This window comes from Streptomyces sulphureus DSM 40104, from assembly GCF_000381025.1.
GTDB lineage: Bacteria > Actinomycetota > Actinomycetes > Streptomycetales > Streptomycetaceae > Streptomyces > Streptomyces sulphureus.
The window spans coordinates 1-26,313 of the sequence record NZ_KB905832.1 but is presented as its reverse complement, the minus strand read 5'-3'; the positions used below and the strand labels follow the sequence as shown (position 1 = coordinate 26,313).

Genomic DNA, 26,313 nt, shown 5'->3' with positions numbered 1-26,313 from the left:
GGTCGAAGGTTCGGTGAGGTAAGCACGATACGGCTCTCGCGGCCGCCCTTCCCAAGGAGCACGCACGTGTCCCGCTCATCCGGCCTCGTCGCGGGCATGGAACGCCACCAGGTCGCCGTCTACGTGGGGGCGCTCGCCGCCGGGGGCCTGGTGGGCCGGGCCGCCCCCGCCGCGGGACCGGGCCTGGAGTACGCCATCAATCCCGTACTCGCCGCCCTGTTGTACGTCACGTTTCTCCAGGTGCCCGCTGCGGAACTGCTCCGCTCGCTGAAGGCGGGCCGGTTCCTGGCCGCCGCGCTGGTGGTGAACTTCGTCGTGGTGCCGCTGGTGGTCACGGCGATGTTCGCCTTCCTGCCCGAGGACCAGGCGGTGCGGCTGGGCGTGCTGCTGGTGCTGCTGGCTCCCTGTGTGGACTACGTGATCGTCTTCTCGGGGCTGGCGGGGGGCAGCAGCCAGCGGCTGCTGGCGGCCACTCCGCTGCTGCTGCTCGCGCAGATGGTGCTGCTGCCCGGCTTCCTCTTCCTGCTCATGGGTGCGGACCTGGCCGACGTGGTCGAGGCCGGGCCGTTCGTCGAAGCCTTCGCCGTGCTGATCGTCGTCCCGCTGACGCTGGCGTGGTGCACCCAGGCATGGGCGGCCCGCCGCCCGGCCGGACAGAAGACGGCCGATGCGATGGGCACGGCCATGGTGCCGCTGATGGCCGCGACCCTGCTGACGGTGGTCGCCTCCCAGGTCCCCGAGCTGGGCGACAGCCTGGCCGACGTGGTCCGCGTCGTGCCGTTCTACCTCCTCTTCCTCGTGGTGATGGCCTTCGCCGGGGTCGGCATCGCCCGCCTGTTCCGTCTCGACGTGCCGGCCGGACGGGCGCTCGTCTTCACCGGAGCGACCCGCAACTCCCTCGTCGTGCTGCCGCTCGCCCTGGCCCTGCCGGACCGGCTGGCGATCGCCGCGGTCGTCGTGGTCACCCAGACCCTGGTCGAGGTGGTCGGCATGGTCGTCTACGTGCGGGCGGTGCCCCGGCTCCTGCCCGCCCGCTGACCGGCACCGCGGCGCAGGGCGGGCTGCTCACCCGGCTCGTGCTCAAGTCGGCCGCGCGCCGCTGGAGTTCACCGACGAGCGTGTCCCGTCCCGTGCGTGACTGACCGCGCTCGTTGGCCGATCCGAGCACGGAAGGTGGCCACACCCCAGTGCGCCCGGTCGCGGCGGTGCTCAAGCGCAGCAGTCGCATCCGGGGCGACAGCCGCAGGCGTCCGCGTCCTTGCCGTCAGAAGGGATGGCCGCGGCGGCCGGAGGCGCGCAGCAGCCCTTGCCCTGCCAGGCATCGCGGCCCTCCTTGACGGCGATGGCAGCGATAACGAGGGCAGCGAGGGGATCGGCCCAGGACCAGCCGAGGGTGGCGTTGAGGACCAGACCGAGCAGGAGGACGGCGGACAGGTACGTGCACAGGAGCGTTTGCTTGGAGTCGGCGACCGCGGTGGCGGAACCGAGTTCACGCCCGGCGCGGCGCTCGGCGGCGGACAGGAACGGCATGATCGCCAGCGACAGGGCGGCGATGACGATGCCGGAAAACGACCGCTCCGCCTCCCCGGCCCCGACGAGCGAGCGGACGGCGCTGAAGGCGACATAGGTGGCCAGAGCGAAGAAGGAGACGGCGATGATCCGCAGGGCCCGATGCTCGCGCGCCTCGCGAACAGCAGGGTCGGAGGCGGAGAACTGCCAGGCGACGGCCGCGGCTGAGGAGACCTCGATGACCGAGTCGAGACCGAAGCCGATCAGAGCGGTGGAGGAGGCGAGGCTGCCGGCGGTGACGGCGACGACCGCCTCGATGACGTTGTAGGCAATGGTGGCCGCGACCAACAGCCGTACCCGGCGGGTGAGCACGTCGCGGCGAGCCGGGGAAGGGCCGAGGAACAGCGATCTTTCGGCGGTCATGGTCAACAGCAGCCCTTCGTCCCGGCGTTCGGGCAGGTGCGGTCGGTCTCCACGGCCACCACGGCCGTGCGCAAATCGTCCAGCGCGTGGCCGAGGCGTTCGTCTGCCAGCTCGTAACGGGTGCGGCGGCCGTCGGGCACGGTGACGACCAATCCGCAGTCGCGCAGGCACGCCAGATGGTTCGACAGCCGAGTACGGGAGATGCCGAGGATGTCGGCGAGGTCGGCCGGGTAGGCGGGGGCGTCACGGAGAGCGAGCAGGATGCGGCAGCGGATCGGGTCGGCGAGCGCGCGGCCGAACCGGGCCAGCACGTCGATGTCAGAGGCAACAGTCAGCACATGGCCACAGTACACGGATTACTGAATTCAGCACACCGTGGATAATGCCTCCCCGACCACCCGGTCGAGCCGCCTGACTCACACCCAAGCCGACCAACCAAGCTGCCCGAAACAGCCAATTGGCCTGGAAGATGGTCAACCAGCGCACCAAGCCGTCCCGCGAAGAACAGCCTCCAGCAAGCGACTTGCTTGCAAAAGTTAGCGCGGGGGTGCACTCTTGGGCGCATGGCCTCGCTCAACGTCGGCAACCTCGGTGAGTTCCTCAGGGAGCAGCGGCGCAACGCCAAGCTGTCGCTCCGTCAACTCGCCGATGCCGCAGGGGTGTCCAACCCCTACCTGAGCCAGATCGAGCGGGGCCTGCGCAAACCGAGCGCCGAGATCCTCCAGCAGCTCGCCAAGGCGCTGCGGATCTCCGCGGAGTCCCTCTACGTCCAGGCCGGCATCCTCGACGAGCGCGACCGGGCGGAGTCGCTCCAGGTGCCGGCGGCGATCCTCGCCGACCCGTCGCTCCAGGAGCAGCAGAAGCAGGCGCTGCTCCAGATCTACGAGTCGTTCCGCAAGGAGAACGCCGCAGCGGACGGGCCGCCCGGGCAGGGGGAGCCGGAGGCCGCAACGGGCGCCTAGCCTGCCCGCGCGGCAGGCCGACCAACAGCACACCGAACCGAAGTCCAGCCGTACGACGACAGGTCGCACGGACGGCACCGCACACCCGTCGGCGGTGCCAGGACGCAACACGCAGCACACGCAAAGGAGTTCGCATGCCCCTCGCAGAGGACGTCCGCAAGACGCTCACCGACCCGACCCCGCTCTACTTCGCGGCCGGCGTCATCGACAAGATCCGCCAGGAGGCCCCCGGCAGGCTCGCCGCCGCACGCGAGACCGACACCAGGGAGCTCCAGGAGAAGCTGGCGCGCCAGGCGAAGGAGACCCAGGCCAAGGTGAGCGAGACCCTCACCGGGCTCGACGCCGACATCAAGCGGCTGCGCGAGCAGGCCCAGCAGTACGCGCTCCAGGGCGTGGGTCTCGCCGCCGAGTACGCGGTGAAGGCGAAGGAGGGCTACGACGAGCTGGCCGTCCGCGGCCGCGGGGCCGTCGCCTCCTGGCGCGGAGAGGACGACGGGCCGGAGGTGAATATCGAGCGGACCACGGTCAAGGTCGCCGAGCCGCCGCAGGAGGACGGGCCGGAGCCGGCGTCGGACCGCAACACCGCGGCGGAGACCGCGTCCACCGGCGGAACGACGGCGCCCGGCACGTCGCCGAAGGGCGAGGAGTCCTGAGCGGCCGCCCGTCCCCGGAGCCGCCGAGGGCGACGGCTCCGGGTGCGGCGGCCCGCACACGGCCGCGCCGCGTGCCCCGGCGTACACGGCGCCCCTCCGCGCACCTGCCTCCGGGAGGAAGGCGCCGTCCGCTCGGTGCACTCCCGGTGCGGCCTTGGGTACGGTTGCGGGCATGCGGGCGGAGCGCAGGATGCTGCCCGGTGGGCGACCGGCCCGTGCTGCACGGGCGGCGCGACGGCACGCAGCGACTACCAGGAGAGAGTGAGCACCCATGCTGATGGAGGGCTTCGGGACACTGCTCTGGCTGATCAGCCTTGTGGTGCTCGGAATCGGCATCTTCGCCTTCGTCGATGCCGTCATGCGCAGGGAGGACGCCTACCGCGCCGCGGACAAGCAGACCAAGCGGTTCTGGTTGATCATCCTCGGACTCGTGGTCGTCGTGAATCTGCTGCCCTTCGGGCTGATCCTGTTCCAGATCATCGGCCTCATCGCCACCATCGTCTACCTCGTCGACGTCCGTCCCGCCCTGAAGCAGGTCATGGGCGGCGGACCGCGCCGCGGTGGCAGCAGCAGCGACGGCCCGTACGGACCGTTCAACGGCCGCTGAGCCGCCGGGGCTCAGGCCCGGTCGAGCAGGAGAACGGCCACGTCGTCGGTGAGCTCGCCCCCGTTGAGCCGCCTGACGTCGGCCATCGCGCCGTCGAGGAGGTCCTCGCCGCAGGCCCCCGCTTCGAGTTGGTGCTCGATGAGTTCGAGCATGCCGTCCTCTCCCAGGCGCTCGCGCCCGCCGTTCCCCGTCCGGCCCTCGACGAGCCCGTCCGTGTACATCATGAGGCTCCACTCCCCGCCGAGCTCCACCTCACCCCGGGGCCACCGGGCCTCGGCGAGCAGGCCGAGCGCGGGGCCGCCCTCCTGGTGGGTGAGGAGCCGCGGGGGCGCGTCCCCGCCGGAGAGCAGCGGCGGGGGGTGGCCTGCGAGGCAGACGCCCGCGCTGCGTCCGTCGGGCGCGATGTCGACGGTGCAGAGCGTCGCGAAGATCTCGTCGCTGGCCCGCTCGTGCTCCAGCACGCGCTGGAGGGTGCCGAGGAGTTCATCTCCGCAGATCCCGGCGAAGGTCAGCGTGCGCCAGGCGATGCGGAGTTCGACGCCGAGCGCTGCCTCGTCGGGGCCGTGGCCGCAGACGTCGCCGATCATCGCGTGGACGGTTCCGTCGGCCGTGCGGACGGTGTCGTAGAAGTCGCCGCCAAGAAGGGCCCGGGAGCGGCCGGGACGGTAGCGCGCGGCGAACCGCAGGTCGCTCCCGTCCAGCAGAGGCCGCGGAAGCAGTCCCCGCTCCAGCCGGGCGTTCTCCTGTGCACGCAGGCGCGACTCGGTGAGCTGGCGCTGCGCGAGGTCGCCCCGCTTGCGCTCGACGGCGTAGCGGACGGCGCGGCTGAGGAGCCGCCCGTCGAGCTCGTCGCGGACGAGGTAGTCCTGGGCGCCGACGCGCACCGCCTCGGCACCCAGCTCCAGATCGGCTCCGCCGGTGAGCGCGAGCACGGCGTGGCCGGGCGCGAGGTCGAGCACCCGGTGGAGGACGTCGAGCTCGCCGGGCTCGGCGGCCGGTGAGTCCTCGGATTCGCCGCGGACGGCGGGGAGTTCGAGGTCGAGGAGGATGCAGTGGACGTCGTCGGTGAGGAGCCGCGCGGCCTCGGTGAGGTTGCGCGCGGTGCGCACCCGCGCCTCGCGCCCTGCCGCATCGGTGACGGCGGGGATGCGGACGGCGCCGTGCGGGTCGTCCTCGATGACGAGCAGGGTGAGCCCTCCGCCGGCCTTGGTACGCGCGCTCGGCGCGGAGTCGATCTCCCCGTCGCCGCTCGCCCCGGCGGTGCTCAGCCCTTCGTCCGGCGCCGGCACCTCGGCGTCCGCCTCCCCTTCCCCGCCCCCTTGTTCGGGGAGACGGGCGGCCGGCTCGGGGGCCGACGGGCGCTCCGCGCGTACGGACATCTCAGCTTCCTCTTCCCTCCCCCCGAGGGCAGTGGCGGTGAGCCGAGCGGCACACCACAGGGCCCGGGGCGGCGACTGCGGTCGGTCGGTGCGCACGTCGTCCCGGGCTTTCCCGGAGGGACCTTAGCGTCCCGGCGTGTGCGGACGGAATGCCTCAAGGGCCTTCGCCCTTGTCATATGCCCCTGCCGCGGGGGCAATTCACACGAACCCGGCTCCGCCTACGCGGCGTCGGCATGACCAAACTCACGCGGGTGCGACGCCAGAGCCCGCATGCGCGGGCGTCGGGTCACTTGTCGGGCCTGACCACCCCGAGGATCGGCATGGCACCCGCCCCCTCGACGGTGATCTGCCGCCCGGTCCGCGGGGCGTGGAGCACCTCGCCGTCTCCGACGTAGATCCCCACGTGGCTCGCGTCCTGCTTGTAGATCAGCAGGTCCCCTGGGCGCATCCGCTCGACCGGCACCCGGGGAAGGTGCTTCCACTGTTCCTGCGAGGTGCGGGGTACGCGCTCGCCCGCCGCCTGCCAGGCGCGCATCGTCAGGCCGGAGCAGTCGAAGGTGCGCGGGCCCTCGGCGCCCCACTCGTACTCCTTGCCGAGCTGCTCCGCCGCGTACTCCAGCGCGCGCTTGCCCGCCTTCGACGCCTTGCCGTCGATCTTCTCCAGTACCCCGGAGTCGAGCCAGCGTTCCTGCGCCGCGGCGGCGGCCTCGTCCTCCAGCTTCCGCAGCCGCTTGCGCTCCTCCTCCGCGAGCTGGGACTCCAGCCGCTTCGCCTGCTTGAGCTGCCTCTCGATGCGCTTCTTCGCCTTCGCCTTCTTGGCACGGCTCGCGTCGAGGCGCTCCCACTCCGAGGCGGCGTCGTCGGCGTATCCCCGGAGCCGGCTGCGGGTCCCGGAGAGGTCGGCGAGGAAGCCCTTCGCGGCCTGCTGCCCCTTGCGGGCGAGCGAGGCGGAGTGGAGGAAGGCTTCCGGGTCGTCCTGGAGCATCACCTTCGCCTCGTCGGGCAGTCCGCCGCCGCGGTACTGTGCACGCGCCATGGCGCCCGCCGTGTCGCGCATCGACGCGAGGCGGCGCTCCGTCGATGCGACCTTGCCCCGGAGCTCGCGGACCTTGCTGCGCTGCTTCGACGCCTTCGACTCCGCCGCGTTGTACGCGTCCGTCGCGGAGCCCGCGCGGTCGTGGAGCGCGGCGATCTCCTTGCGCACCTGCTCCAACCTGCCCCCACCGCCGGGCGGCCCGGGCTGTGCGTACGCCGGGTGCACGAAGGTGCCCGCGGCCAGCGCCCCCACCGTGCACACCGAGACCAGTGCGCCGCTTCTCGCCATACGGACCAGTCGCCGCCCCACGCGGAACCCCCTCGCAGCTCCCGCGGCTACCCGCAGGTAGCCCTACCGACTCCGCGGATGCTGCCATGCCGGAACGAATTCCGACAGAGGCCCCGCAGCCACACTGCCCCGCCGGCGTCGCAGAAGATGACGGCAGCCACCGCCCCGACGGCCGAGATTCACCGCCCGTTCACCGGTCCCGGCAGGTCGATTCACTTGTGCTGCCTAATTTCGACCGTACGCCCGAGCTTCGCGCCGAGTCGGGGAGTCGGCCGCCCCCGCTGGGAAGGGGCGCACCCGAGAGGCGCCGACCGGACCACGGGGCCGGCCGGCGAAAGCAGAACAACTCACTCAGGACACCGAAGGAGACGGGGCCACCGCCCCGCCCCACGTGCGCGTCGCACCGGCGGCGCGGCCATGGAAGGAACTGAACCAACGTGAAGCCTCAGCGCACCAACCGGTCCCGCGCCGTCGCGCTCTGCGCCGTCGCGGCCTCCGGCGCCCTGGTACTCACCGCCTGCGGCTCGGACGACAACTCCGAGGGCGGCGGGGACGCCACGAGCAAGGCGGCCGGCAACATCAAGTGCGACGGCGACGGCAAGCTGCTCGCGTCCGGGTCGAGCGCGCAGAAGAACGCCATGGACATCTGGACGCAGACGTACCAGCAGGCGTGCGACACCACGGAGATCAACTACAAGCCGACCGGCTCGGGCGCCGGCATCCAGGAGTTCCTCCAGGGCAAGACGGCCTTCGCGGGCTCCGACTCGGCGTTGAAGCCGGACGAGGTCCAGCAGTCCCAGAAGGTCTGCAAGGACGGCCGCGCGATCGACCTGCCGATGGTCGGCGGCCCGATCGCCGTCACCTACAACGTCGAGGGCGTCGACGACCTCGTCCTCGACGCCGACGTGCTGGCGCAGATCTTCGACTCCGAGATCACCACGTGGAACGACAAGGCGATCGCCAAGCTCAACCCCGACGCCGACCTCCCGGACACCAAGATCCAGGCGTTCCACCGCTCCGACGAGTCCGGTACCACCGACAACTTCACCGAGTACCTCAACGCAGCGGCCCCAAAGGCATGGCAGCACGAGCCGGCCAAGGCGTGGCCCACCAAGGGCGGCCAGGGCGCCGACGGCTCCTCCGGCATCGCCACCAACGTCCAGCAGAACGACGGCGCCATCGGCTACGTCGAGCTCTCCTACGCCACCGGCAACGACCTCGACACGGTCGACCTCGACACCGGCGCCTCCGAGCCCGTCGAGGCGACCACGGACAACGCGTCGAAGGCGATCGCCGACGCCAAGATCGTCGGCGAGGGCAAGGACCTCGCCCTGGAGCTCAACCACCGCACCAAGGCGCCCGGCGCCTACCCGATCGTCCTGATGACCTACGAGATCGTCTGCGACCGGGGCAACAAGAAGGAGACCCTCGACGCCACCAAGTCCTTCCTCCGCTACACGGCGGGCGAGGACGGCCAGAACGTCCTCGCCGAGAAGGGGTACGCACCGCTCCCCGCCGAGATCGCCGCGAAGGTCCGCCAGACCGTCGACGGCCTCGCCTGACACAGGCCCGAGGCCGGGCGCCGCACTCGGGCGCCCGGCCGGCCGTCCCGCACACCGCCGCCGTCCCGCAGCGGACGCGGCAGAAACCATCCGGTGCACCGCCACGGCCCCCGCACGGGGCCCGCACCAGACCGGAGAGCCCATGACCACCGACGCCGTCCACCCCCCGCCGGCGCCATCCCCCGAGGAGCGGCCCGACCGCCCCGCGCTCCGAGCCGGCCGCGGCGCGACCCACCGCGGCGACCGTGTCTTCCGCGGGCTCTCCCGCGGCTCGGGGATCACGCTCCTCGTCGTGATGGCCGCCATCGCCGCCTTCCTGAGCTGGCGCGCCGCCATCGCGATCCAAGCCGACGAGGGCAACTTCCTCACCACCTTCGAGTGGGACGCCAACGCGGACCCGCCGGTCTTCGGCATCGCGGTGCTCGTCTTCGGCACCGCCGTCAGCTCGGTGCTCGCGATGCTTCTCGCGGTGCCGGTCGCCGTCGGCATCGCGCTCTTCATCTCGCACTACGCGCCCCGCCGGGTCGCCGCCGCGCTCGGCTACGTCGTCGACCTCCTCGCCGCCGTCCCCTCGATCGTCTACGGCCTGTGGGGGGCGCTCTTCCTCGTGCCGCACCTGAGCGGGCTCTACGAGTGGTTCGAGCAGTTCCTCGGCTGGACCGGGGTGTTCGGCTACGCGGGCGGGGCGCCGCGGTCGCTCTTCACCGTCGGCATCCTGCTGGCGATCATGATCCTGCCGATCGTCACCAACGTCTCGCGCGAGGTCTTCCGGCAGGCGCCGGCCGCCCACCAGGAAGCCGCGCTCGCCCTCGGCGCCACGCGCTGGGAGGTGATCCGGATGTCCGTCCTCCCCTTCGGCCGCTCCGGCGTGATCAGCGCCTCCATGCTCGGGCTCGGGCGCGCGCTCGGCGAGACGATGGCCGTCGCCACCGTGCTCTCGCCGAGCTTCGTCCTCCAGGCGAGCCTCCTCGATCCCGGCGGCGGCACCTTCGCGCAGAACATCGCGGCCGGCTTCAAGGAGGCCGGAACCATGGGCAGGGACGCGCTGATCGCCTCGGGGCTCGTCCTCTTCCTGATCACCCTGCTGGTCAACGGAGCGGCCCGCCTCATCATCGCCCGGCGCAAGGAGTACTCGGGGGCAGCGGCATGAGCAAGACCATGACCAGGCAGACGACCCCGGCGCCCTCTCCCGCGCCGGCGCAACTGCGGCAACCGCGGCTCCCGCGGTGGGCACCGGCCGCCACCGCCCTCGGCTCCGCCCTCGCCGGCTGCGGACTCGGCCTCCTCGCGGGGTGGGAGAGCCGCGTCCAGTGGGGGCTGCTCGCCGCCGCCCTCCACGTCGTCGCGAGCTACCTGCTCGCCGCCGCGGTCGAGGGCCGCAGGCAGGCGCGCGACCGCCTGGCGACGAGCGTGGTCTGGGTGAGCTTCCTCGTCGCCGTGATCCCGCTCGCCTCCCTCCTCTGGGAGACGGTCGCGCGCGGCAGCAGGGTCCTCGACGGCCACTTCCTCACCCACTCGATGAACGGCGTCCTCACCCTCGACGAGGGCGGCGGCATCTACCACGCCCTGCTCGGCACGGTCCAACAGGTCGGCCTCGCCGCCCTCATCGCGGCCCCGATCGGGCTGCTCACCGCCGTCTACCTCGTCGAGTACGGGGGCGGACGGCTCGCCTCCGCCATCACCTTCTTCGTCGACGTGATGACCGGCATCCCCTCGATCGTCGCCGGACTCTTCGTCCTCTCGTTCTGGATCATCCTGCTGGACTTCGGCTACTCCGGGTTCGCCGGCGCCATGGCCCTCGCGATCCTGATGATGCCGATCGTCGTCCGCTCGACGGAGGAGATGCTCAAGCTCGTCCCGAACGAGCTCAGGGAGGCGTCGCTCGCCCTCGGCGTACCGCGGTGGAAGACGATCCTCAAGGTCGTGCTCCCCACCGCCATCGGCGGGATCACCACAGGCGTGATGCTCGCGGTCGCCCGCATCGCCGGTGAGTCGGCGCCCGTCCTCCTCCTCGTCTTCGGCTCGGCGCAGATCAACGCCAACCCGTTCGAGGGCGCGCAGTCCTCGCTCCCCTACTACATCTACGAGCAGTGGGCGAACGGCAACGCCCCCTCCTACGACCGCGCCTGGGCCGCCGCACTGGTGCTCATCGCCTTCGTCATGGCGCTGAACCTCCTCGCCCGCGGCCTCGCCCGCTGGAAGGCGCCCGCGCAGGGCCGCAGTTGAGGCGCGCGGCCGACCAGACCCGAAGAACCACCGTCCGGGCGCGAGCGCGGACACCCGAGGAAGCGAAGTGAGTGACATGGCCAAGCGCATCGATGTGAGCGGCCTGACGGCCTTCTACAGCGGCTTCCGCGCCATCGACGACATCTCCATGACCGTCGAGCCCCGCTCGGTGACCGCGTTCATCGGCCCCTCGGGCTGCGGCAAGTCGACGTTCCTCCGCACCCTGAACCGGATGCACGAGGTGACTCCGGGCGGCCGCGTCGAGGGCAAGGTGATGCTCGACGACGAGAACCTCTACGGCAGCGAGATAGACCCCGTCGCGGTCCGCCGCACCGTCGGCATGGTCTTCCAGCGACCCAACCCCTTCCCGACGATGTCGGTCTACGAGAACGTCGCGGCGGGGCTGCGGCTCAACGGCGGCCACCGCAAGGCGGCGCTCGACGACGTCGTCGAGCGGTCGCTGCGCGGCGCCAACTTGTGGGAGGAGGTCAAAGACCGGCTCCACAAGCCGGGTTCGGGGCTCTCCGGCGGTCAGCAGCAGCGGCTCTGCATCGCCCGGGCGATAGCCGTCGAGCCGCAGGTGCTGCTGATGGACGAGCCGTGCTCGGCGCTCGACCCGATCTCGACCCTCGCCATCGAGGACCTGATCGAAGAGCTCAAGTCCGCGTACACGATCGTCATCGTGACCCACAACATGCAGCAGGCGGCCCGGGTCTCGGACCGTACGGCCTTCTTCAACCTCGCCGCCGTCGGCGAGCCGGGAAAGCTGATCGAGATCGACGAGACCGAGCGGATCTTCTCCAACCCCAGCGTCCAGGCGACCGAGGACTACATCTCCGGGCGCTTCGGCTGACGCCGTCGAGCCCCGGCTGCCTCGCGGTGCTGCATGGCGGTGCCACCGCGAGCCCGCCCGGCCCCCGGCCCGCTCGGCGGGTTGTCCGGGGGCCGGGTTTCTTGTGCCGGGGGCGCGTCAGCCGAAGAAGAGAAGCACCAGCCAGTAGCAGACCGCCGCGGAGACGGCCGCCGCCGGCATGGTGATGAACCAGCCGAGGACGATGTTCTTCGCGACGCCCCATCGCACCGCCGAGACACGCTTGGTGGCGCCGACGCCCATGATCGCCGAGGTGATGACGTGGGTCGTCGAGATCGGGGCGTGGAACATGAACGACGCGGTGTACATCACGGAGGCCGCCGTCGTCTCGGCCGCGAAGCCCTGCGGCGGGTCCAGCTCGATGATGCGGCGCCCGAGCGTCCGCATGATCCGCCAACCGCCCGCGTAGGTACCGAGCGAGAGCATCATGGCGCAGACGATCTTCACCCAGACCGGGATCTGGTCGCTCCGGTGGACGTCGGCGATGGTGAGCGCCATGACGACGACGCCCATCGTCTTCTGCGCGTCCTGGAGGCCGTGCCCGAGCGCCATGCCGGCGGCCGAGATGGTCTGCGCGATGCGGAAGCCGCGCTTCGCGCGGTGCGGGTTGGACTTGCGGAAGAGCCACATGATGACGCACATCACGAGGTAGCCGAGGCCGAGGCCGATGATCGGCGAGATGAACATCGGCAGCACGATCTTCTCGAGCACACCGCTCCAGAAGACCGTGATCCCGCCCGCGAGCGCAGCGCCGACGAGGCCGCCGAAGAGCGCGTGGCTTGAGGAGGAGGGAAGGCCGAAGTACCAGGTGATCAGGTTCCAGATCACCGCGCCCACGAGGCCCGCGAAGAGGATCGCCATGCCGGAGTCGCCGTGCGGGGTCTCGATCAGCCCCTCGCTGACGGTCTTGGCGACGCCGCTGCCGAGGAACGCGCCGGCGAGGTTCATCACCGCGGCCATCGCGAGCGCGGCCCGCGGGGTGAGCGCCCTCGTGGAGACGGAGGTGGCGATGGCGTTCGCCGAGTCGTGGAACCCGTTGGTGTACGTGAAGAGGAGTGCGACCCCGACGGTCAGGATCAGCGCGAACGTGTCCACGGAAGGTCAGGACTCCTTGACCGCGATGGTCTCGACCGTGTTGGCCACGTGCTCGAAGGCGTCGGCCGCCTCCTCCAGCACGTCGACGATCTGCTTGAGCTTCATGACCTCGATGGCGTCGTACTTCCCGTTGAAGAGGTGCGCGAGAAGCTTGCGGTGGATCTGGTCCGCCTGGTTCTCCAGTCGGTTCACCTCGATCCAGAACTCGGTGAGGTTGTCCATGGTCCGCAGGTTGGGCATCGCTTCCGCGGTGAGCTCGGCGGCCCGGGAGAGCACCTCGATCTGGTGCGCCACTCCGCGCGGCAGCTCCTCCATCTCGTAGAGGACGACGAGATCGACCGCCTCTTCCATGTAGTCCATGATGTCGTCGAGCGAGGAGGCGAGTTTGTAGATGTCCTCGCGGTCGAACGGCGTGATGAACGACGAGTTGAGCTGGTGGAAGATCGCGTGGGTGGCGTCGTCGCCCGCGTGCTCCGCTGCGCGCATTCGTTCGGCGATCTCGGTGCGTGCGGAGGGTTCCGCCCCGAGCAGTTCCATGAGGAGTTTTGAGCCGGTCACGATGTTGTCCGCGGAGGCCGCGAACATGTCGTAGAAGCTCGTCTCCCTTGGGGTAAGACGAAAGCGCACTAGGGTTCCTCGGATGCCTCGGTATCGGTCCTGTTGATGCTAGGCGCACCATCCGGCCACGGCGAACCGGCGTTCCCAGTGTCGCTTATCGAGGTGGCTGGCTTGAATCTGCCTCCGAAAAAACCGTTACCCTATACCCGGGCGGGGTATGGCCGACGCGGGTGTTCAGGGGCTCCGCTCAAGGGTCCCGCCGAGGCGGTCGCCGCACCCGGACCCGCGCCTCCGTCGCCCCTGTACCGCAACCGCTCCCGCGCCCGTACCGTCTTGAGGCAGGCGCACGCCGAAGCCCCCAGGAGGACCCCGTGACCACCGAGCCCGACCAGTGCTCCGCGCACGCCGCCACCGGCGAGCACGGCTACACCAAGGACAAGGAGGCGCACCTCAAGCGGCTGCGCCGGATCGAGGGCCAGGTCCGCGGGCTCCAGCGGATGGTCGAGGAGGACGTCTACTGCATCGACATACTCACGCAGGTCTCCGCCTCGACGAAGGCCCTCCAGTCCTTCGCGCTGCAACTCCTGGAGGAGCACCTGCGCCACTGCGTCGCGCACGCGGCGGTCGAGGGCGGCGAGGAGATGGACGCCAAGGTCGAGGAGGCCACGGCCGCCATCGCGCGCATGCTGCGCACGTGAGCCGAGCGACGGGTGAGGCGGCTCACACGGACCCGCGCCCACCCGCGAAGCGGGGCGGCAGCGTCCCGTCGAGCTCCGCGGGGGCGCGGTTGAGGACCTCGTCGATCCGCTCCCGGCTCAGACGTTCCTCCCCGGCCTCCTCTGCGGCCGAGGCGGCGATCATCAGCTCGCCGCAGAGCTCGATCTCCGCGAGGGCGACGTGGTCCTGCACCGCGGACCGGCGACCCTGACGCACCCGGCGGCCGGCGGCGGCGCCGCGGCCTGAGGGCGTCGTCGGCGTCGACACACACATCACCTCCTGTGCCCGCCGTCGCAACGCGAGGCACACCCACTCCGGTAACTCCGGGACGCCTCCCCAGAGTAGGGAGGTACGCACCGTCCGGGCATGGCACTTCCGAACCATTCGCCACCCGCCCGTCACGGCCCCGCCCGCGCCACGGCCGCCGAAGCAGCCGTACCGCGGTCAGGAGTGCGCGACCCGGCCCGAGTAGATCTCGCCCCGCGCCGGAGCGGCGACCCGTACCGCCGTACCGAAGCCGTGGAGCCGGACCGTCGAGGAGACGGGGACTCCGGCCGTGCCCTCGCCCCCGGTGTAGCTGAAGCGGTGGGTGACCTCCCTGAGCCGCCCCTGCCCGTCGAGGTAGGCGTCAAACGGGACGTGCGCGCGCGCGAACGCACGCTCGGCGGCGGCGAGTTGCTTCCTCGCCCCGGCAGGCGCGTCGCGCACGGCGCGTGCCAGCGCGGCCGTCCCCGTGAAGTGCCAGACGCGCACGCCGTTGCGCCGCTCCACCGCGCGCAGTGTGACACCGCGTGCCCCGCGGAGGAGTTCGGCCGCGACGAGCGGGTCGGTCGCGCCCGCGGTGACGAGGTTGCCGTCCGGCGCCTGCTCCGTGCCGACCCGGACCCACTTGCCCTGCGGCACCCCTGCGCCTCGGTTCTTCATGTACAGCGCGCCGGGCGCCAGCACCTCGGTGACCGTACGGCGCTCGCCCGCGCGTGCGCCGGAGGCGCCGGGCGGGAGCGACACCCGCAGGCGGCCGGTGCGCTGCACGTAGTCGAAGACGCCCGCGCCCTCCAGGGTCACGCGGGTGCCGCCGCTTGCCGTCTCCATCGCGGTACGCACCTTCGACGTGCCGGTGGCGGCGAGCGTCGCCGCCGCCCGGCGCACCTGCTCGGGGCCCGGGACCGTGCGCTCCGCGGGAGCGCCGGAGCGGGCGCAGCCGCCCGCGCCGAGCACACCGGCGAGCAGAGCGGCGCCGAGCACCCCGGGCAGCAACGCCCGTCGGCCCCGCCCTCGCGCCCGCACCCTCATCGTCCGCAGCCCCTCGCCGCCGGCTCACTCCTCGTCCACTGACGAGTGCAACGAGGCGCGCCGGCCGCCCGTCACGGCCGGCGGAGGAACGTCACCGCAGGGCAGGGGGATCAGGCGGCGAGGTCGCTGTCCCGGTTCTCGCGCTCACCGCCGGCCGCACCGCCGCCCGGGCGCTGCGTGACGGGGCCCGCCCAGATCAGCGTGGAGAGCAGCGAGACGCGCATCGCGTAGCGCACGAGGGGTGTCAGCGCCCACATCGCGAGCGGAGCCAGCAGCAGCGCGACCGCGGTACCGAGCGCGAGCCCGCCGACGACGTCCGTCGGGTAGTGGACGCCCATGTACACGCGACAGAAGCACTCCAGCACCGCGAGCAGGATCGCGACGATCCCGTACTTGCGGCTGACGAGGAGGATGCCGACGGCGATCGCCATGGTGAGGGTCGCATGGTCGCTGACGAAGGAGTAGTCCGTCTTCCCCTCGATGAGGACCTCCAGGTCCTGGTGGTCGAGGAAGGGGCGGGGACGCTCGACCAACTCCCGGATCGGGTAGTTGACGAGCAGTGCGATCACCGCGGCCAACGGTGCCCAGATGAGGCCGGCGAACCCGCTCGCCGCGTCCTGCTGCGTTTCGCGCTTGCGCACGATGCCCCACCACGTCCACAGCGCCAGCGCAACGAGGCCGAAGGCGATGCCGTACTCGCCGATGAACTCCATCGTGCGGTCGGTCCAGCCGGGGGCGTCCTTCGCCAGGCCGTTGATGTCGTAGAGCAGGTCGACATCGGGGTTGTCCCAAACAGCCATCGTGGTGCGGCCCTTTCACTCTGCTCTGCGTCGTCGCCGGTGCGGCCGGCGCCCTGCCCGTCTGCTTGCCGATCCCCCGCGGCTGCCGGAACCCCGTGCGGGTTCCGTACACCCCCACTAGAACGCCGCCGGACAGTGACAGCGTTCCGCCCTGCGGCCAAGATCACCCGGACGTTATCGAAGGGTGACCCCTCTTCGGAGTGAGGGGCGCGGGCTCATCCCGCCGTCGGCCGGGTCGCTCCGAAGTAGTTGGGGGTGTCGATCGGATCGAATCGGATCTCCGCGCCCGTGTACGGCGCATCGATCATGTGGCCTCCGCCCACGTAGATGCCGACGTGGTCGATGGAGCGCGGGTCGTCGAGGTTGGTCCCGAAGAAGACGAGGTCGCCGGGGAGGAGCTCGTCCCGCTCCGGGTGCGGCCCCGTGTTCCACTGGTCGTTCGCGACGCGGGGCAGGTCGACGCCGACGCTCTTGTACGCCGCCTTCGTCAGGCCCGAGCAGTCGAACCTGCCGTTGTCCTCGGGCGTCCCGTCGCCGCCCCAGAGGTACGGGGTGCCGAGTTTCTCCTGCGCGTAGTAGATGGCGCCGGCCGACTGCTTGGACGGCTCCACCTTCTGCTTGCTGGAGGCGAACGACTTCTCGAGCTTCCGGATGGTCGACACGTAGTTCTCGGTCTCGCCGTACGGGGGCACGCCGTCGTACTTGATCACCGCGTAGGCGCCCGCGTTGTAGGCGGCGAGCATGTTCTCCGTCGGGTCGCCCGAGGCGTCCGAGACGTACTCGGCCAGCTTGCAGTCGTAGCTCGCCGCCGACGGTATGGCGTCCTTCGGGTTCCAGACGTCGGCCTCGCCGTCGCCGTCGCCGTCGAAGCCGTGCGCCGCCCAGGTCTCGGGGATGAACTGGGCGATGCCCTGCGCCGCCGCGTGGCTCTGCGCGTCCGCGCGGAAGCCGCTCTCCTGGTAGAGCTGGGAGGCGAGGAGCGCCGGGTTGAGGGCGGGGCAGAGGTTGCCCCACTTCTGCACCAGCCCCGAGTAGGCGGCCGGGACCGTGCCGCGCGCAAGGCTGACGGACGTGTTGCTCGCACCGCCGGCGAGGTTCGCCGCGGCGACGTACGTTCCCACGACGAGCAGCGCGACGAAGAGCGCGAGCAACCCGAGTGCTCCGCCCGCGCCCAGCAGCCAGACCTTCTTCCCCTGCACGCTCCAACCCTCCCCCACCACCCGCGTGTTCAGTACCGCTCCCGGGTGAACGGCGTGAACGCGTCCACCGCCGGACGGACACCGCACGTACGCACCACGGTACGGGGATCGTCGAACTCATGGGCGCGGTCCGAGAGGTGGCGCCCCGTCAGGATACGGATCGGCGAGCAGCACACCGTCATGGCACAATCCGAGGGGACAACCCTCGGACTAGGTCGGTGAGTTCACCATGTTCCTGGCGGCTGACAAAGGCGATATCACCACCATCATCGGCGGCATCGCGCCCGACTGGGGCCCCTTCGGGTCCCTCGGCAACGAAGCCCGCGTGATGATCGAGGTGGTGATGGCGATAGCGATCCTCCTCTGCCTCGGCATCGCCATCTGGGGAGCCGCGAAGCAGCGGATCGGCGCGACGGCGCTCCGCGACACCTTCTCGGCGGAGCAGGGCAAGGGCCTGATCGTCGCCGGGCTCACCGGCGTCTTCATCATCGGCTCGCTCGGCACGCTCTTCACGATCGTCTACGGGATGGCGGTCTAGCCCGCCGCCCGCTGCGCCCTGACGCGCCCGGCGATCGCCACGAGCAGCGCGCACACGAGAAGCAACCCCGTGACGAGCACCGGCTCCGGCGTCCACGTCGCCCCGAGGACCGCAGCCGCGCAGCAGGGGTAGACGCCGCGGACCAGCCGGCTGCGCTGGAACGGCCGCAACTGCAGGTACTCGACGGCGAGTACGTAGACGGCGGCCGGCACCGTCACCGCAGAACCGGCCTCCACCTGCGTCAACTCCGTGCCGCCGATGGCCTGATGGGCCGCGACCACGAGCCCGGGCCCGACGGCCGCGGCCCCGGCGAAGACGAGGACGTGCCCGTACCCCCAGGCCAGCACGGAGCGCAGCGACCCGGCTCGTTGTTGCATCATCGCGGACGCCGGGAGCGCGAAGTACTGCCACCACATCGAGAAGACGATCAGCAGCCCCCCGACGATCACGCTCGTCAACTCCCCGAAACCGGCGTGCACCTCGCCCTCTACGGCCTCCTGCACGTCCCTCGTGGCGGCCGAGATGCTCTCGCCCAGAACGATGATCGTGAAGAGTCCGTACCGCTCGCTGATGTGCGAGGTGTGCCAGGGCGTCACCGCACGCCGCTCGGCCGCGACCGGAACCGCAACCTCCAGCAGCACCCCCAGGAGGAACCACCACGGCTGCCAGCGTTCGGGAAGGAAGAGCCAGACGAGCCAGGCGAGTTCGGCGACGCCGATGCCGCCCGCGTACCGGAGGCAGGCGCTGCGGCGCCCCCCGTCGGGCTCCCCCGCCGCTGCCCTGAGCCACTGCGCCACGAGGGCCGTGCGCATGACCGCGTACCCCAGGATGGGGATGGTCAGGTCGAGTTGGTCGAACGCCCTCGGCACCCCGGCGGCGAGGACGAGTACTCCGGCGATCTGGACGAGCGTGGCGATCCGGTAGGGGACGTCGTCCGTGTCGTAGGCGGAGGCGAACCAGGTGAAGTTCATCCACGCCCACCAGATCGCGAAGAACGTCACCGCGAAACCGAGGAGCCCGGCGCCGAAGTGTCCCTCCACGACGGTGTGTTCGAGCCGGGAGCCCGCCTGCGCGACGGCGACGACGAAGCACAGGTCGAAGAGGAGCTCCAGCGGCGTCGCCGCACGCCCCTCCTCCTCGTCCGTACGGCCGCGCATGGGGCGGTACCAGGAGAACCTCGGAACCCGGAGCGGTCGGTGGCGGTGCTCACTCATGCACCGATTCCAGGCCGTCGCGCCCGCACACGCCCCGCCGCCACGCCCCCGCGCCTCGGAACGGCCCCATCGGGGGATGTGACGGAGACTACGGGGACGGCCTCCCGCACACGGACAGTCGTAACGGAGCTGCGGCTTCCGGGCCTGGACCAGGCCCGGAGCGGCGGCCGAACGCCCGGCAACCCTCCACAAGCTGTGGATACCCGTGATACGAGGGTGTCTTGGAGGTGCTTGCGGTGCGTCGGAGCAACCACCGAGCGTAACGATTCACCCTGTGACCCGACTCCCTGAGCGCACCGCGCACATCCGCGCGGTGGCACAGCTAACGTCGGGTGAGGGGACAATGCAGGGACGGCAGTTGACGGCACATCACCACGCTTGAACGACAGTTGAGCGGCACAGGTCGAGGGGGCACGCCCGACATGAGCATCGGCGACGGCGGCTACGGCGAGCGCGACCACACCGGCGAGGACGGGCCGGCACACGGTCGCGACGCCTCCGGCCGCCTCACCACGAGGACACGCCTCCCCGACGGCGAACGTGTCACCAGACAGCCCGCACGCCCCGGCCGCAGCCTCGTCACCGTCCTCGGCGTCGTCGTCCTCCTCATCGCCGCGATCGCGTTCGCCAACCGCGGCGGCTCCGGCAGCCCCGAAGGCTCCGGCGAGGAAGCCGCCGACGGCAAGGGCGGAGCGGCCCAACCGACGGCGCCCACGGGGAAGAAGCCCGTCGACACCGAGGAGGGCGCCATCCCCTCCGGGTTCGCGCAGACGGAACAAGGGGCGCAGAGCGCGGCTGCCAACTACGCGGTGGCGCTGGGCGGCACGGAGATGTTCGACGCCGACAAGCGCAACGAGGTCCTCGACGCGGTCATCGCACCGAAGGCGGTCGAGCGGTTCCGCAGCAGGTTGGACGACACCTACTCCCCCGCGTTCCTCAAGAAGGTCGGCCTCGACAAGGACGGTTCGGCACCCGAGGGTTACGCGTTCGTCTCGCGTACGACGCCCGTCGGCACCAAGACCGTCAACTACAGCGACTCCCGCGCGACGGTGCAGGTCTGGTGCTCCGGCCTCCTCGGCCTGGCGGGCGAGGGGTCGAAGAAACCCGTGACGGACAGCTGGTTCACCCTCACGATGAAACTCGCCTGGAACAACGGGGATTGGAAGGCGACCGCGCAGGCCCAGAAGGCCGGCCCCGCCCCGGTGAGCGGGGACAGCACCGCTTCGGGCGCCGAGGAGATCGCGGGGGCCGTCGATGGCTTCGGAGGTTTCACCTATGCCCGCTAGCCGCCTGCGGTTCGCCGCCGTCGCCGGGTTCCTCGTCCCCCTCCAGGCACTCGCCGTCGCGTTCTCGGGCAAGGCCGCGGCCGCGCCCGACGACGACCCCTGCGAATCGGTCCCGGGCCCCGCGCGGGACTACTGCGAATCCGGCGACGGCAGCGGCGGCGCCGGGGGAGGATCGGGCGGCGGCCCGAGCGACCCGGAGAGCCCGCTCTCCACCCTCGACCCGCTCACCTCCCTCGCCAAGGGCTGCGCCAAGGCCGCGGCGTGGACCGTCGACAAGCTTTCGGACCTGGTCAACGACACCACCAAGGTGGACTTCACCAACCCCGAGTTCCTCCGCCAGTACGCCGTCGTCTTCGCCGCCTCGACGGTCCTGACGCTCACCCTGTGGCTCCTCGCCGTGGCGAAGCGGGCGGTGCGCGGGGTGCCGCTCACCCAGGCGCTCTCCGAGGCGATCGGGTTCCTCTGGCTGACGGTGATCGCCTCGGCCTTCACCCCGCTGATCCTCTACACGGTCGTCTCGGCGACGGACGCGGTCACCGACGTCATCGCCAGCGGCACCACGGACAAGACCGACCAGTTCTTCGGCACCTTCTCCAAGGCGCTGGAGAAGGGCGAGAACATCGGCGGCGGCCCGATCATGCTGATCGTCGTGTCGCTCATCTCCGTGCTCGCCGCGGGGGTCCTCTACCTCGAACTCGTCATCCGCGCCGCCCTGTTGTACGTCGGCGCGCTGCTGGGCACCGCCGTCTACGCCGGGCTCGTCGACAAGAACCTCTGGGGCCACGTACGGCGCTGGGCCGGAATCATGATCGCCGTGATCCTGGTGAAGCCGGTGATCGTGATCGTCCTCGGCCTCGCCGGGGCGCTCTCGGGGTCCGAGGGGCCCGACTCCTTCTCCGCGATCGTCTCCGGACTCGCCATCATCCTGCTGGCGATCTTCGCCAGCGCCATGATCTACCGCTTCGTACCCGGCTTCGGCGACGAGATCGTCAACCAGCGGAACGCCAGCAGCGACCCGGCCTCCCGCGCCGGCGCGGCGATCGTCTCGTCCCCTGCCTCCCTCGTCCGCCAGGGCATCAACACCCACGGGGGCAGAGGCGGCGGCGGAGGAGGCGGCGGCGCGGCACCCGCGGGCGGCGGCGAGGCGGCCTCGGCGAAACCGTCGAACCCCGTCTCGGGCGGCGTCGCCGCACACGGCAGCCGCGGCGGCGCACCGCCCGAACCGCCACGCAAGGAGCCGCCGCGCCGCGCGGCCCCGCCCCCCGACAACTCCCGTACCGCACGCAGCAACAGCCCCGGAGAGAGGTGACCCTCGTTGACCACCCCGTCCACCCCCGTCGCCACTCCGCGGCGCACCTACATGATCGGCCGGGCCAGGCCCAACGCGATCATCGGCAAGAACCGCGAGACGGGCGAGATCGCGCTGATCGTCGCCGGCGCCTTCCTCGGCATGATGAGCGGCCTGATCATCCCCGTCCTCTCGCTGCGCATCCCAGCGCTCGTCGGGTTCCCGATCCTGGCTCTCGCCGCGGTCTACGTCCCGTACAGGGGCCGCACCGTCTACAAGTGGTACGAGATCAACCGCTCGTTCCGCCGGCTCCGGCGGAACGGCACGACGTACCGCTCAGCCGCCGCCGAGGCGGGCACCTCGCTCGACGGCCGCGAGGTGGAGATCGGCCCGCCGCCCGGCGTCGGGCGCATCAACTGGCTCTCGGCGCCGTTCGGCCCGGACGAACTCGCGGTGCTCCTCCACGCCGACCGCCGCACCGTCACCGCGGCGATAGAGATCGAGGGTCCCGGCGTCGGCCTGCGCGACAGCGAGGACCAGGAGGCGCTCGTCGACCGCTTCGGCACCCTGCTGAAGCACGTCGCCAACGGCGACGGATACGTCTCCCGCCTCCAGATGCTCGCCCGCACCCTCCCCGCCGACCCGGACGCGCACGCCAAGGACGTCGAGCAGCGCGGCGACGAGCGTGCCGACGAATGGCTGCGCAAGTCCTACGACCACCTGCAGTCCATGGTGTCGACGTCGAGCGAGCAGCACCGCGCCTACCTCGTCGCCTGCATGCACTACGGCCGCGAACTCGCCGCCGAAGGCGCGACGATAGCGAAGGCCGCACGACGCGGCGCGGGCCGCAAGGTCTCCAGGGACGAGGGCCTCGCCATCATCATGGCCCGCGAACTCACCGACATCTGCGCCAGGTTGGCCGAGGCCGACATCCGCGTGCGCCAACCCCTCGGCCAGGCCAGACTCTCCTCGCTGATCCACTCCATGTACGACCCCGACCACCCCATCGACCACATCCAGGCGATGTCGAAGCGGAACGCCTGGCCGGCCGAGCTCGACGCACTGGAGCCGACGTACCTCCAGGCCAAGACCCGCGAGTCGAGCACCCGCGAGCCCTGGTGCCATGCCACGGCGTGGGTGAAGGAGTGGCCGATGACCCCCGTCGGCGTCAACTTCCTCGCCCCGCTCCTCGTCCACACCCCCGACGTCATCCGCACGGTCGCGGTGGCGATGGACCTGGAGCCCACAGAGGTGGCGATCGAGCGGATGCTCACCGAGAAGACCAACGATGAGGCGGAGGCGAGCCGTTCAGCGAAGATGAACCGCACCGTCGACCCGCGCGACGTCGCAGCCCACGGCCGCATCGACCAGCGCGGCGACGACCTCGCCTCGGGAGCCGCCGGCGTCAACCTCGTCGGCTGGATCACGGTCTCCTCCCGCACCCCGGACGCGCTCTCCCGGGACAAGCGCACGATACGGGCCTCGGCGGGGAAGAGTTACCTGAAGCTGGAGTGGTGCGACCGGGAGCACCACAGGGCGTTCGTCAACACCCTGCCGTTCGCGACCGGCATCCGCCGCTGAGGGAGTAGCCCACCATGACCGCGCTCGATCCCCTCAACGCCCTCACCGAGGCGTTCACCAGCTTCCTCTTCGGCAAGACGGAGACGACCCGCCTGCCCGCCCGCACCTCGACGGGCCAGGCCCAGGCCGTCTACCTCCCGACGGCGGCCCCCGGGCTCGGCGACTCGGGCGTCATCATCGGCCGCGAGGTCTACAGCGGGAAGGGCTACATCTACGACCCCTTCCAGCTCTACGGCCAGCAACTCCCCGCCCCGCACTGGCTCGTGCTCGGTGAGTCGGGCAACGGCAAGTCCGCGCTGGAGAAGACGTACGTGCTCCGCCAACTCCGCTTCCGCGACCGCCAGGTGGTCGTCCTCGACGCGCAGGGCGAGGACGGCGTCGGCGAATGGAACCTCATCGCCGAGCAGATGGGCATCACCCCGATCCGCCTCGACCCCACCAACGCGCTCAACCAGGGCATCCGCCTCAACCCGCTCGACCCGGCGATCACCACGACGGGCCAACTCGCCCTGCTCCGCACCATCATCGAAGTCGCGCTCGGCCACAGCCTCGACGAGCGCTCGGGCTTCGCCCTCAAGGTCGCGCACGCGTACGTCAACGCCACCACGGCCGCGGGCCAGCCCGTCCTCACCGACATCGTCGAGCAACTCCGCCACCCGAAGCCCGAGGCGGCGGAAGCGATGAACGTCGCCCTCGACGACGTACGGGAGTGGGGCCTCGACGTCGCCCTCGTCCTCGACCGCCTCGTAGACGGCGACCTCCGCGGCATGTTCGACGGCCCGACCACGGTCGGCATCGACCTCGACGCCCCCCTCATCGTCTTCGACCTCTCGCACATCGACCGCAACTCCATCGCGATGCCGATCCTCATGGCGATCCTCGGCGTCTGGCTGGAGCACACCTGGATTCGCCCCGACCGGATGAAGCGGATCTTCCTCGTCGAAGAGGCGTGGCACATCATCAACAGCCCGTTCGTGGCCCAACTCTTCCAGCGTCTGCTGAAGTTCGGACGCCGCCTGGGCCTCTCCTTCGTCGCCGTCGTCCACCACCTCTCCGACGTGATGGACGGCGCCGCGTCCAGGGAGGCGACCGCCATCCTCAAGATGGCCTCCACCCGCACCATCTACGCGCAGAAGGCCGACGAAGCCCGCGCCACCGGCAAGGTCCTCGGCCTCCCCCGCTGGGCGGTGGAGATCATCCCCACGCTCTCCCCGGGCATCGCCGTCTGGGACGTCAACGGCAACGTCCAGGTCGTCAAACACCTCGTGACGGAGGCCGAACGCCCGCTCGTCTTCACCGACCGCGCCATGACCGAATCCGCCAAGGCCCCCGACACCCTCCAGGGCGCGCTCGAAGCAGACCTGGAGGCCGAGGCAGAGGCCCGCGCCCTGGCGATCGAACGCTCAACGCGCAACCACACCGTCGCCTGACCAACCCCCTCACCACCACGGGACGCCGATGCCGATGCCGCACGAGACCGCCCCGGAGCCGCGCAGACCCCAGCCCGCCCAAGGCCGCCAAGGCGGCGTCCCGGACGGCCTCCTCCTCGCCGTCCTCGCCTTCCTCCTCGGCCTCGCCCTCTTCACCTGGACGGCGACGGGCATCTCCGGCCTCCTCTCGCACGGTGCCTGGCCGGAGGGCGTCACCTTCGGCCGCACACCGCTGGCCCTGCGCGAACTCGTCACCGAGCCCCACGACCTCGCAGGCGCCTGGCCCGGCACCCCGCCCTCCCAACTCTCGGGCTACGGGCTCTTCTGGGGCATCTTCATAGGCCACTTCCTCGTCCTCACAGTCCTCACAGTCTTCACCCTGGGGACCGTCGCCCGCGCGCGAGCAGCACGCGCCGCCCACCGCGCACGCAAGCAACACCTCACCGAAACCCAACAGTTGCCGGACTCCCCGCAACCCGACACCGAGCCCGAAGCCCCGACAGCCGCCCCGTCCCTCTCAAAGCGACCAGCCACGGTCCCCGACGCGGCGGACCCATCGGACGACGCACGACTCCGCATCCTGGAGGCCCCGGGCGCCGTCCTCGTCGCGACGGACGACCCCGCCCTGTGGGCCGGCACCAAGGACGCCCGGGCAAAAATCGGCCCCGTCCACCTCTTCGACCCGACCCACCAGTGCGACACCCCCGACCGGCTCCGCTGGTCCCCGCACCACGGCTGCGCCGACCGCCACGCAGCAACCTCACGCGCAGCAGCCCTCCTGGCCCCGCTCCGGTCCCCGCGCCCCATCGACGCGACGACGCACACCGCGGCCGAAACCCTCCTCCGCTGCTGGCTCCACGCAGCAGCCCTCGACGAGCGCCCTTTCCGCGAGGTGCACCGCTGGGCCCAGGCCAAGACCCCCGCCACCGACCCCGTACAAACCCTCCGCACCCACCCCCAGGCAGCACCGGGCACCGCAGGCGAGCTGGAATCCCTCCTCACCGGCCATCCCCGACTCCGCCAGGACGCAACGGAGTTGGTCCGCACCGCCCTCTCGCCCCTCGACCGCCTCCACGTCCGCGACTCCTGCACGGCCCGCAGAGCCGACCGCATCGCGCTGGAATCCTTCCTCGACGAACTGGGCACCCTCTACGTAGTGGGCAACGAGCCGCAGACGATGCCGCTCCTCAACGCCCTCACCCAGTACGTGGTCGAGCACGGCCGCCGCATGGCCGCACGGTCATCCCCCGGCCGGCTCGACCCACCACTCACCACGGTCCTCCCTCTCCCGGGCCTGGACCTCGACTGACTGAACGGTGCTGGAATCCCGTCAGGTATGGAAAGAGGGAGAGTACAGAAGACCATCCCGGTATCCCCGGAGCGGTTTCCCCTACTCTCCCTCCCCTCTCTTCCCCACGAAGAAAGCGCGGCAGAATCCGTTCCACAAACGAAAAAGGCCCCTGGCCTCCAGTGTCTGAACGCTGGGGGCCAGGGGCCTTTAATGGTAGTTCGGCGGTGTCCTACTCTCCCACACACTCCCGTATGCAGTACCATCGGCGCAGAAAGGCTTAGCTACCGGGTTCGAAATGTGACCGGGCGTTTCCCCAACGCTATAACCACCGAAACACACACAACACCAACACACCCAACCCCCCCACAACAGGGGGCCGGTATGTGCTGTTCGTTGTTTCAGAACTGCACAGTGGACGCGAAGCCTCTATGGACAAGCCCTCGGCCTATTAGTACCGGTCAACTCCACCCCTCACAGGGCTTCCATACCCGGCCTATCAACCCAGT

General features: G+C 70.9%; 26 protein-coding genes and 1 rRNA gene. 15 read left to right on the top strand and 12 right to left on the bottom strand.

Features of this window, described 5'->3' with window-relative positions; genetic code table 11:
• Positions 1 to 96 precede the first annotated feature (96 nt).
• A complete protein-coding gene (locus F603_RS0130690) occupies positions 97 to 1,038 on the top strand; it encodes an arsenic resistance protein (protein WP_211231145.1) in 942 nt (313 codons plus the stop codon).
• Between the two features lie 171 nt (positions 1,039 to 1,209).
• On the opposite strand, the gene F603_RS0130685 is transcribed toward F603_RS0130690, so the two are convergent.
• Together F603_RS0130685 and F603_RS0130680 are read right to left on the bottom strand one after the other, a co-directional pair.
• The gene (locus F603_RS0130685; RefSeq protein ID WP_019549751.1) at positions 1,210 to 1,932 is read right to left on the bottom strand and encodes a cation efflux transmembrane domain-containing protein; all 723 of its coding nucleotides are present in this window, start codon (positions 1,930 to 1,932) and stop codon (positions 1,210 to 1,212) included.
• Positions 1,933 to 1,934: 2 nt separating this feature from the next.
• Complete coding sequence (locus F603_RS0130680) at positions 1,935 to 2,270, bottom strand: ArsR/SmtB family transcription factor (protein ID WP_019549750.1); 336 nt, start codon at positions 2,268 to 2,270, stop codon at positions 1,935 to 1,937.
• A gap of 225 nt (positions 2,271 to 2,495) precedes the next feature.
• Between F603_RS0130680 and F603_RS0130675 the strand changes: the two genes are divergently transcribed.
• From F603_RS0130675 to F603_RS0130665, 3 genes are all read left to right on the top strand, one after another.
• Positions 2,496 to 2,894 (top strand): helix-turn-helix domain-containing protein, encoded by a 399-nt coding sequence (locus F603_RS0130675; protein ID WP_019549749.1) that lies wholly within the window; start codon positions 2,496 to 2,498, stop codon positions 2,892 to 2,894.
• 134 nt (positions 2,895 to 3,028) lie between these two features.
• A complete protein-coding gene (locus F603_RS0130670) occupies positions 3,029 to 3,547 on the top strand; it encodes a hypothetical protein (protein WP_019549748.1) in 519 nt (172 codons plus the stop codon).
• 271 nt (positions 3,548 to 3,818) lie between these two features.
• Positions 3,819 to 4,154 (top strand): DUF2516 family protein, encoded by a 336-nt coding sequence (locus tag F603_RS0130665; RefSeq protein ID WP_019549747.1) that lies wholly within the window; start codon positions 3,819 to 3,821, stop codon positions 4,152 to 4,154.
• A gap of 11 nt (positions 4,155 to 4,165) precedes the next feature.
• Here F603_RS0130665 and F603_RS0130660 read toward each other — a convergent pair whose 3' ends face one another.
• A complete protein-coding gene (locus F603_RS0130660) occupies positions 4,166 to 5,533 on the bottom strand; it encodes a PP2C family protein-serine/threonine phosphatase (RefSeq protein ID WP_019549746.1) in 1,368 nt (455 codons plus the stop codon).
• Positions 5,534 to 5,820: 287 nt separating this feature from the next.
• Positions 5,821 to 6,858, bottom strand: coding sequence for a C40 family peptidase (locus tag F603_RS0130655; RefSeq protein ID WP_019549745.1), 1,038 nt, complete (start codon positions 6,856 to 6,858; stop codon positions 5,821 to 5,823).
• A 437-nt stretch (positions 6,859 to 7,295) separates the two neighbouring features.
• On the opposite strand from F603_RS0130655, the gene pstS reads away from it, so the two are divergent.
• The 4 genes from pstS (at position 7,296) to pstB (ending at position 11,499) form a co-directional block, all read left to right on the top strand.
• Positions 7,296 to 8,420, top strand: coding sequence for a phosphate ABC transporter substrate-binding protein PstS (gene pstS, locus F603_RS0130650; RefSeq protein WP_019549744.1), 1,125 nt, complete (start codon positions 7,296 to 7,298; stop codon positions 8,418 to 8,420).
• Positions 8,421 to 8,562: 142 nt separating this feature from the next.
• Positions 8,563 to 9,570, top strand: coding sequence for a phosphate ABC transporter permease subunit PstC (gene pstC / locus F603_RS0130645; RefSeq protein WP_019549743.1), 1,008 nt, complete (start codon positions 8,563 to 8,565; stop codon positions 9,568 to 9,570).
• Positions 9,567 to 10,646: a phosphate ABC transporter permease PstA gene (gene pstA, locus F603_RS0130640; protein WP_019549742.1), complete on the top strand. Its 1,080-nt coding sequence runs from the start codon at positions 9,567 to 9,569 to the stop codon at positions 10,644 to 10,646. The genes pstC and pstA overlap by 4 nt, the downstream gene beginning before the upstream one ends.
• A gap of 76 nt (positions 10,647 to 10,722) precedes the next feature.
• The gene (gene pstB / locus F603_RS0130635) at positions 10,723 to 11,499 is read left to right on the top strand and encodes a phosphate ABC transporter ATP-binding protein PstB (protein WP_019549741.1); all 777 of its coding nucleotides are present in this window, start codon (positions 10,723 to 10,725) and stop codon (positions 11,497 to 11,499) included.
• A 117-nt stretch (positions 11,500 to 11,616) separates the two neighbouring features.
• Here the strand turns inward: pstB and F603_RS0130630 are convergent, their stop codons facing one another.
• Both F603_RS0130630 and F603_RS0130625 read right to left on the bottom strand, forming a co-directional pair.
• Positions 11,617 to 12,612 (bottom strand): inorganic phosphate transporter, encoded by a 996-nt coding sequence (locus tag F603_RS0130630; RefSeq protein ID WP_019549740.1) that lies wholly within the window; start codon positions 12,610 to 12,612, stop codon positions 11,617 to 11,619.
• Positions 12,613 to 12,618: 6 nt separating this feature from the next.
• Positions 12,619 to 13,239, bottom strand: a complete 621-nt coding sequence (locus F603_RS0130625; protein WP_026328864.1) for a DUF47 domain-containing protein — start codon at positions 13,237 to 13,239, stop codon at positions 12,619 to 12,621.
• A 302-nt stretch (positions 13,240 to 13,541) separates the two neighbouring features.
• On the opposite strand from F603_RS0130625, the gene F603_RS0130620 reads away from it, so the two are divergent.
• The gene (locus tag F603_RS0130620) at positions 13,542 to 13,868 is read left to right on the top strand and encodes a metal-sensitive transcriptional regulator (RefSeq protein ID WP_016910409.1); all 327 of its coding nucleotides are present in this window, start codon (positions 13,542 to 13,544) and stop codon (positions 13,866 to 13,868) included.
• A 22-nt stretch (positions 13,869 to 13,890) separates the two neighbouring features.
• On the opposite strand, the gene F603_RS0130615 is transcribed toward F603_RS0130620, so the two are convergent.
• The 4 genes from F603_RS0130615 to F603_RS0130600 all read right to left on the bottom strand — a co-directional run bounded on the left by F603_RS0130615 (position 13,891) and on the right by F603_RS0130600 (position 17,179).
• Entirely contained in the window at positions 13,891 to 14,154 is a 264-nt protein-coding gene (locus F603_RS0130615; protein WP_019549738.1) for a hypothetical protein, read from the bottom strand.
• Positions 14,155 to 14,331: 177 nt separating this feature from the next.
• A complete protein-coding gene (locus F603_RS0130610; protein ID WP_051096442.1) occupies positions 14,332 to 15,180 on the bottom strand; it encodes a hypothetical protein in 849 nt (282 codons plus the stop codon).
• Positions 15,181 to 15,290: 110 nt separating this feature from the next.
• The gene (locus F603_RS0130605) at positions 15,291 to 15,980 is read right to left on the bottom strand and encodes a phosphatase PAP2 family protein (protein WP_019549736.1); all 690 of its coding nucleotides are present in this window, start codon (positions 15,978 to 15,980) and stop codon (positions 15,291 to 15,293) included.
• Between the two features lie 215 nt (positions 15,981 to 16,195).
• Positions 16,196 to 17,179 carry a C40 family peptidase gene (locus F603_RS0130600; protein WP_019549735.1) on the bottom strand — a complete coding sequence of 328 codons (984 nt, stop codon included), beginning with the start codon at positions 17,177 to 17,179 and terminating at the stop codon, positions 16,196 to 16,198.
• A gap of 229 nt (positions 17,180 to 17,408) precedes the next feature.
• Between F603_RS0130600 and F603_RS0130590 the strand changes: the two genes are divergently transcribed.
• The gene (locus F603_RS0130590) at positions 17,409 to 17,717 is read left to right on the top strand and encodes a hypothetical protein (protein WP_016910415.1); all 309 of its coding nucleotides are present in this window, start codon (positions 17,409 to 17,411) and stop codon (positions 17,715 to 17,717) included.
• Here F603_RS0130590 and F603_RS0130585 read toward each other — a convergent pair.
• Positions 17,714 to 18,874, bottom strand: a complete 1,161-nt coding sequence (locus F603_RS0130585; protein WP_019549733.1) for a low temperature requirement protein A — start codon at positions 18,872 to 18,874, stop codon at positions 17,714 to 17,716. The two genes, F603_RS0130590 and F603_RS0130585, sit on opposite strands and share 4 nt — an antisense overlap.
• A 479-nt stretch (positions 18,875 to 19,353) precedes the next feature.
• Between F603_RS0130585 and F603_RS0130580 the strand changes: the two genes are divergently transcribed.
• From F603_RS0130580 to F603_RS0130560, 5 genes are read left to right on the top strand one after another with little or no spacing between them, the layout of a single operon-like run.
• On the top strand, positions 19,354 to 20,217 hold the full coding sequence (locus F603_RS0130580) for a DUF8175 domain-containg protein (RefSeq protein ID WP_019549732.1): 864 nt from the start codon (positions 19,354 to 19,356) through the stop codon (positions 20,215 to 20,217).
• On the top strand, positions 20,207 to 21,526 hold the full coding sequence (locus F603_RS0130575; RefSeq protein WP_019549731.1) for a hypothetical protein: 1,320 nt from the start codon (positions 20,207 to 20,209) through the stop codon (positions 21,524 to 21,526). Before F603_RS0130580 ends, F603_RS0130575 begins: the two co-directional genes overlap by 11 nt.
• A 51-nt stretch (positions 21,527 to 21,577) precedes the next feature.
• Complete coding sequence (locus tag F603_RS0130570; protein ID WP_425427033.1) at positions 21,578 to 23,086, top strand: SCO6880 family protein; 1,509 nt, start codon at positions 21,578 to 21,580, stop codon at positions 23,084 to 23,086.
• Between the two features lie 14 nt (positions 23,087 to 23,100).
• Complete coding sequence (locus F603_RS0130565) at positions 23,101 to 24,516, top strand: ATP-binding protein (protein ID WP_019549729.1); 1,416 nt, start codon at positions 23,101 to 23,103, stop codon at positions 24,514 to 24,516.
• A 34-nt stretch (positions 24,517 to 24,550) separates the two neighbouring features.
• Positions 24,551 to 25,825, top strand: a complete 1,275-nt coding sequence (locus F603_RS0130560) for a hypothetical protein (protein ID WP_037957527.1) — start codon at positions 24,551 to 24,553, stop codon at positions 25,823 to 25,825.
• A 198-nt stretch (positions 25,826 to 26,023) separates the two neighbouring features.
• Here the strand turns inward: F603_RS0130560 and rrf are convergent.
• A 5S ribosomal RNA gene (gene rrf, locus F603_RS0130555) occupies positions 26,024 to 26,140 on the bottom strand.
• Positions 26,141 to 26,313: the final 173 nt, after the last annotated feature.

Excerpts from the sequence above, each read along its gene's own strand:
- F603_RS0130690 (WP_211231145.1), top strand. The coding sequence starts at position 97 with ATGGAACGCCACCAGGTCGCCGTCTACGTGGGGGCGCTCGCCGCCGGG.
- F603_RS0130685 (WP_019549751.1), bottom strand. The coding sequence starts at position 1,932 with ATGACCGCCGAAAGATCGCTGTTCCTCGGCCCTTCCCCGGCTCGCCGC.
- F603_RS0130675 (WP_019549749.1), top strand. The coding sequence starts at position 2,496 with ATGGCCTCGCTCAACGTCGGCAACCTCGGTGAGTTCCTCAGGGAGCAG.
- F603_RS0130670 (WP_019549748.1), top strand. The coding sequence starts at position 3,029 with ATGCCCCTCGCAGAGGACGTCCGCAAGACGCTCACCGACCCGACCCCG.
- F603_RS0130665 (WP_019549747.1), top strand. The coding sequence starts at position 3,819 with ATGCTGATGGAGGGCTTCGGGACACTGCTCTGGCTGATCAGCCTTGTG.
- F603_RS0130660 (WP_019549746.1), bottom strand. The coding sequence starts at position 5,533 with ATGTCCGTACGCGCGGAGCGCCCGTCGGCCCCCGAGCCGGCCGCCCGT.
- F603_RS0130655 (WP_019549745.1), bottom strand. The coding sequence starts at position 6,858 with ATGGCGAGAAGCGGCGCACTGGTCTCGGTGTGCACGGTGGGGGCGCTG.
- pstC (WP_019549743.1), top strand. The coding sequence starts at position 8,563 with ATGACCACCGACGCCGTCCACCCCCCGCCGGCGCCATCCCCCGAGGAG.
- pstA (WP_019549742.1), top strand. The coding sequence starts at position 9,567 with ATGAGCAAGACCATGACCAGGCAGACGACCCCGGCGCCCTCTCCCGCG.
- pstB (WP_019549741.1), top strand. The coding sequence starts at position 10,723 with ATGGCCAAGCGCATCGATGTGAGCGGCCTGACGGCCTTCTACAGCGGC.
- F603_RS0130610 (WP_051096442.1), bottom strand. The coding sequence starts at position 15,180 with ATGAGGGTGCGGGCGCGAGGGCGGGGCCGACGGGCGTTGCTGCCCGGG.
- F603_RS0130605 (WP_019549736.1), bottom strand. The coding sequence starts at position 15,980 with ATGGCTGTTTGGGACAACCCCGATGTCGACCTGCTCTACGACATCAAC.
- F603_RS0130590 (WP_016910415.1), top strand. The coding sequence starts at position 17,409 with ATGTTCCTGGCGGCTGACAAAGGCGATATCACCACCATCATCGGCGGC.
- F603_RS0130585 (WP_019549733.1), bottom strand. The coding sequence starts at position 18,874 with ATGCGCGGCCGTACGGACGAGGAGGAGGGGCGTGCGGCGACGCCGCTG.
- F603_RS0130580 (WP_019549732.1), top strand. The coding sequence starts at position 19,354 with ATGAGCATCGGCGACGGCGGCTACGGCGAGCGCGACCACACCGGCGAG.
- F603_RS0130575 (WP_019549731.1), top strand. The coding sequence starts at position 20,207 with ATGCCCGCTAGCCGCCTGCGGTTCGCCGCCGTCGCCGGGTTCCTCGTC.
- F603_RS0130570 (WP_425427033.1), top strand. The coding sequence starts at position 21,578 with ATGATCGGCCGGGCCAGGCCCAACGCGATCATCGGCAAGAACCGCGAG.
- F603_RS0130565 (WP_019549729.1), top strand. The coding sequence starts at position 23,101 with ATGACCGCGCTCGATCCCCTCAACGCCCTCACCGAGGCGTTCACCAGC.
- F603_RS0130560 (WP_037957527.1), top strand. The coding sequence starts at position 24,551 with ATGCCGCACGAGACCGCCCCGGAGCCGCGCAGACCCCAGCCCGCCCAA.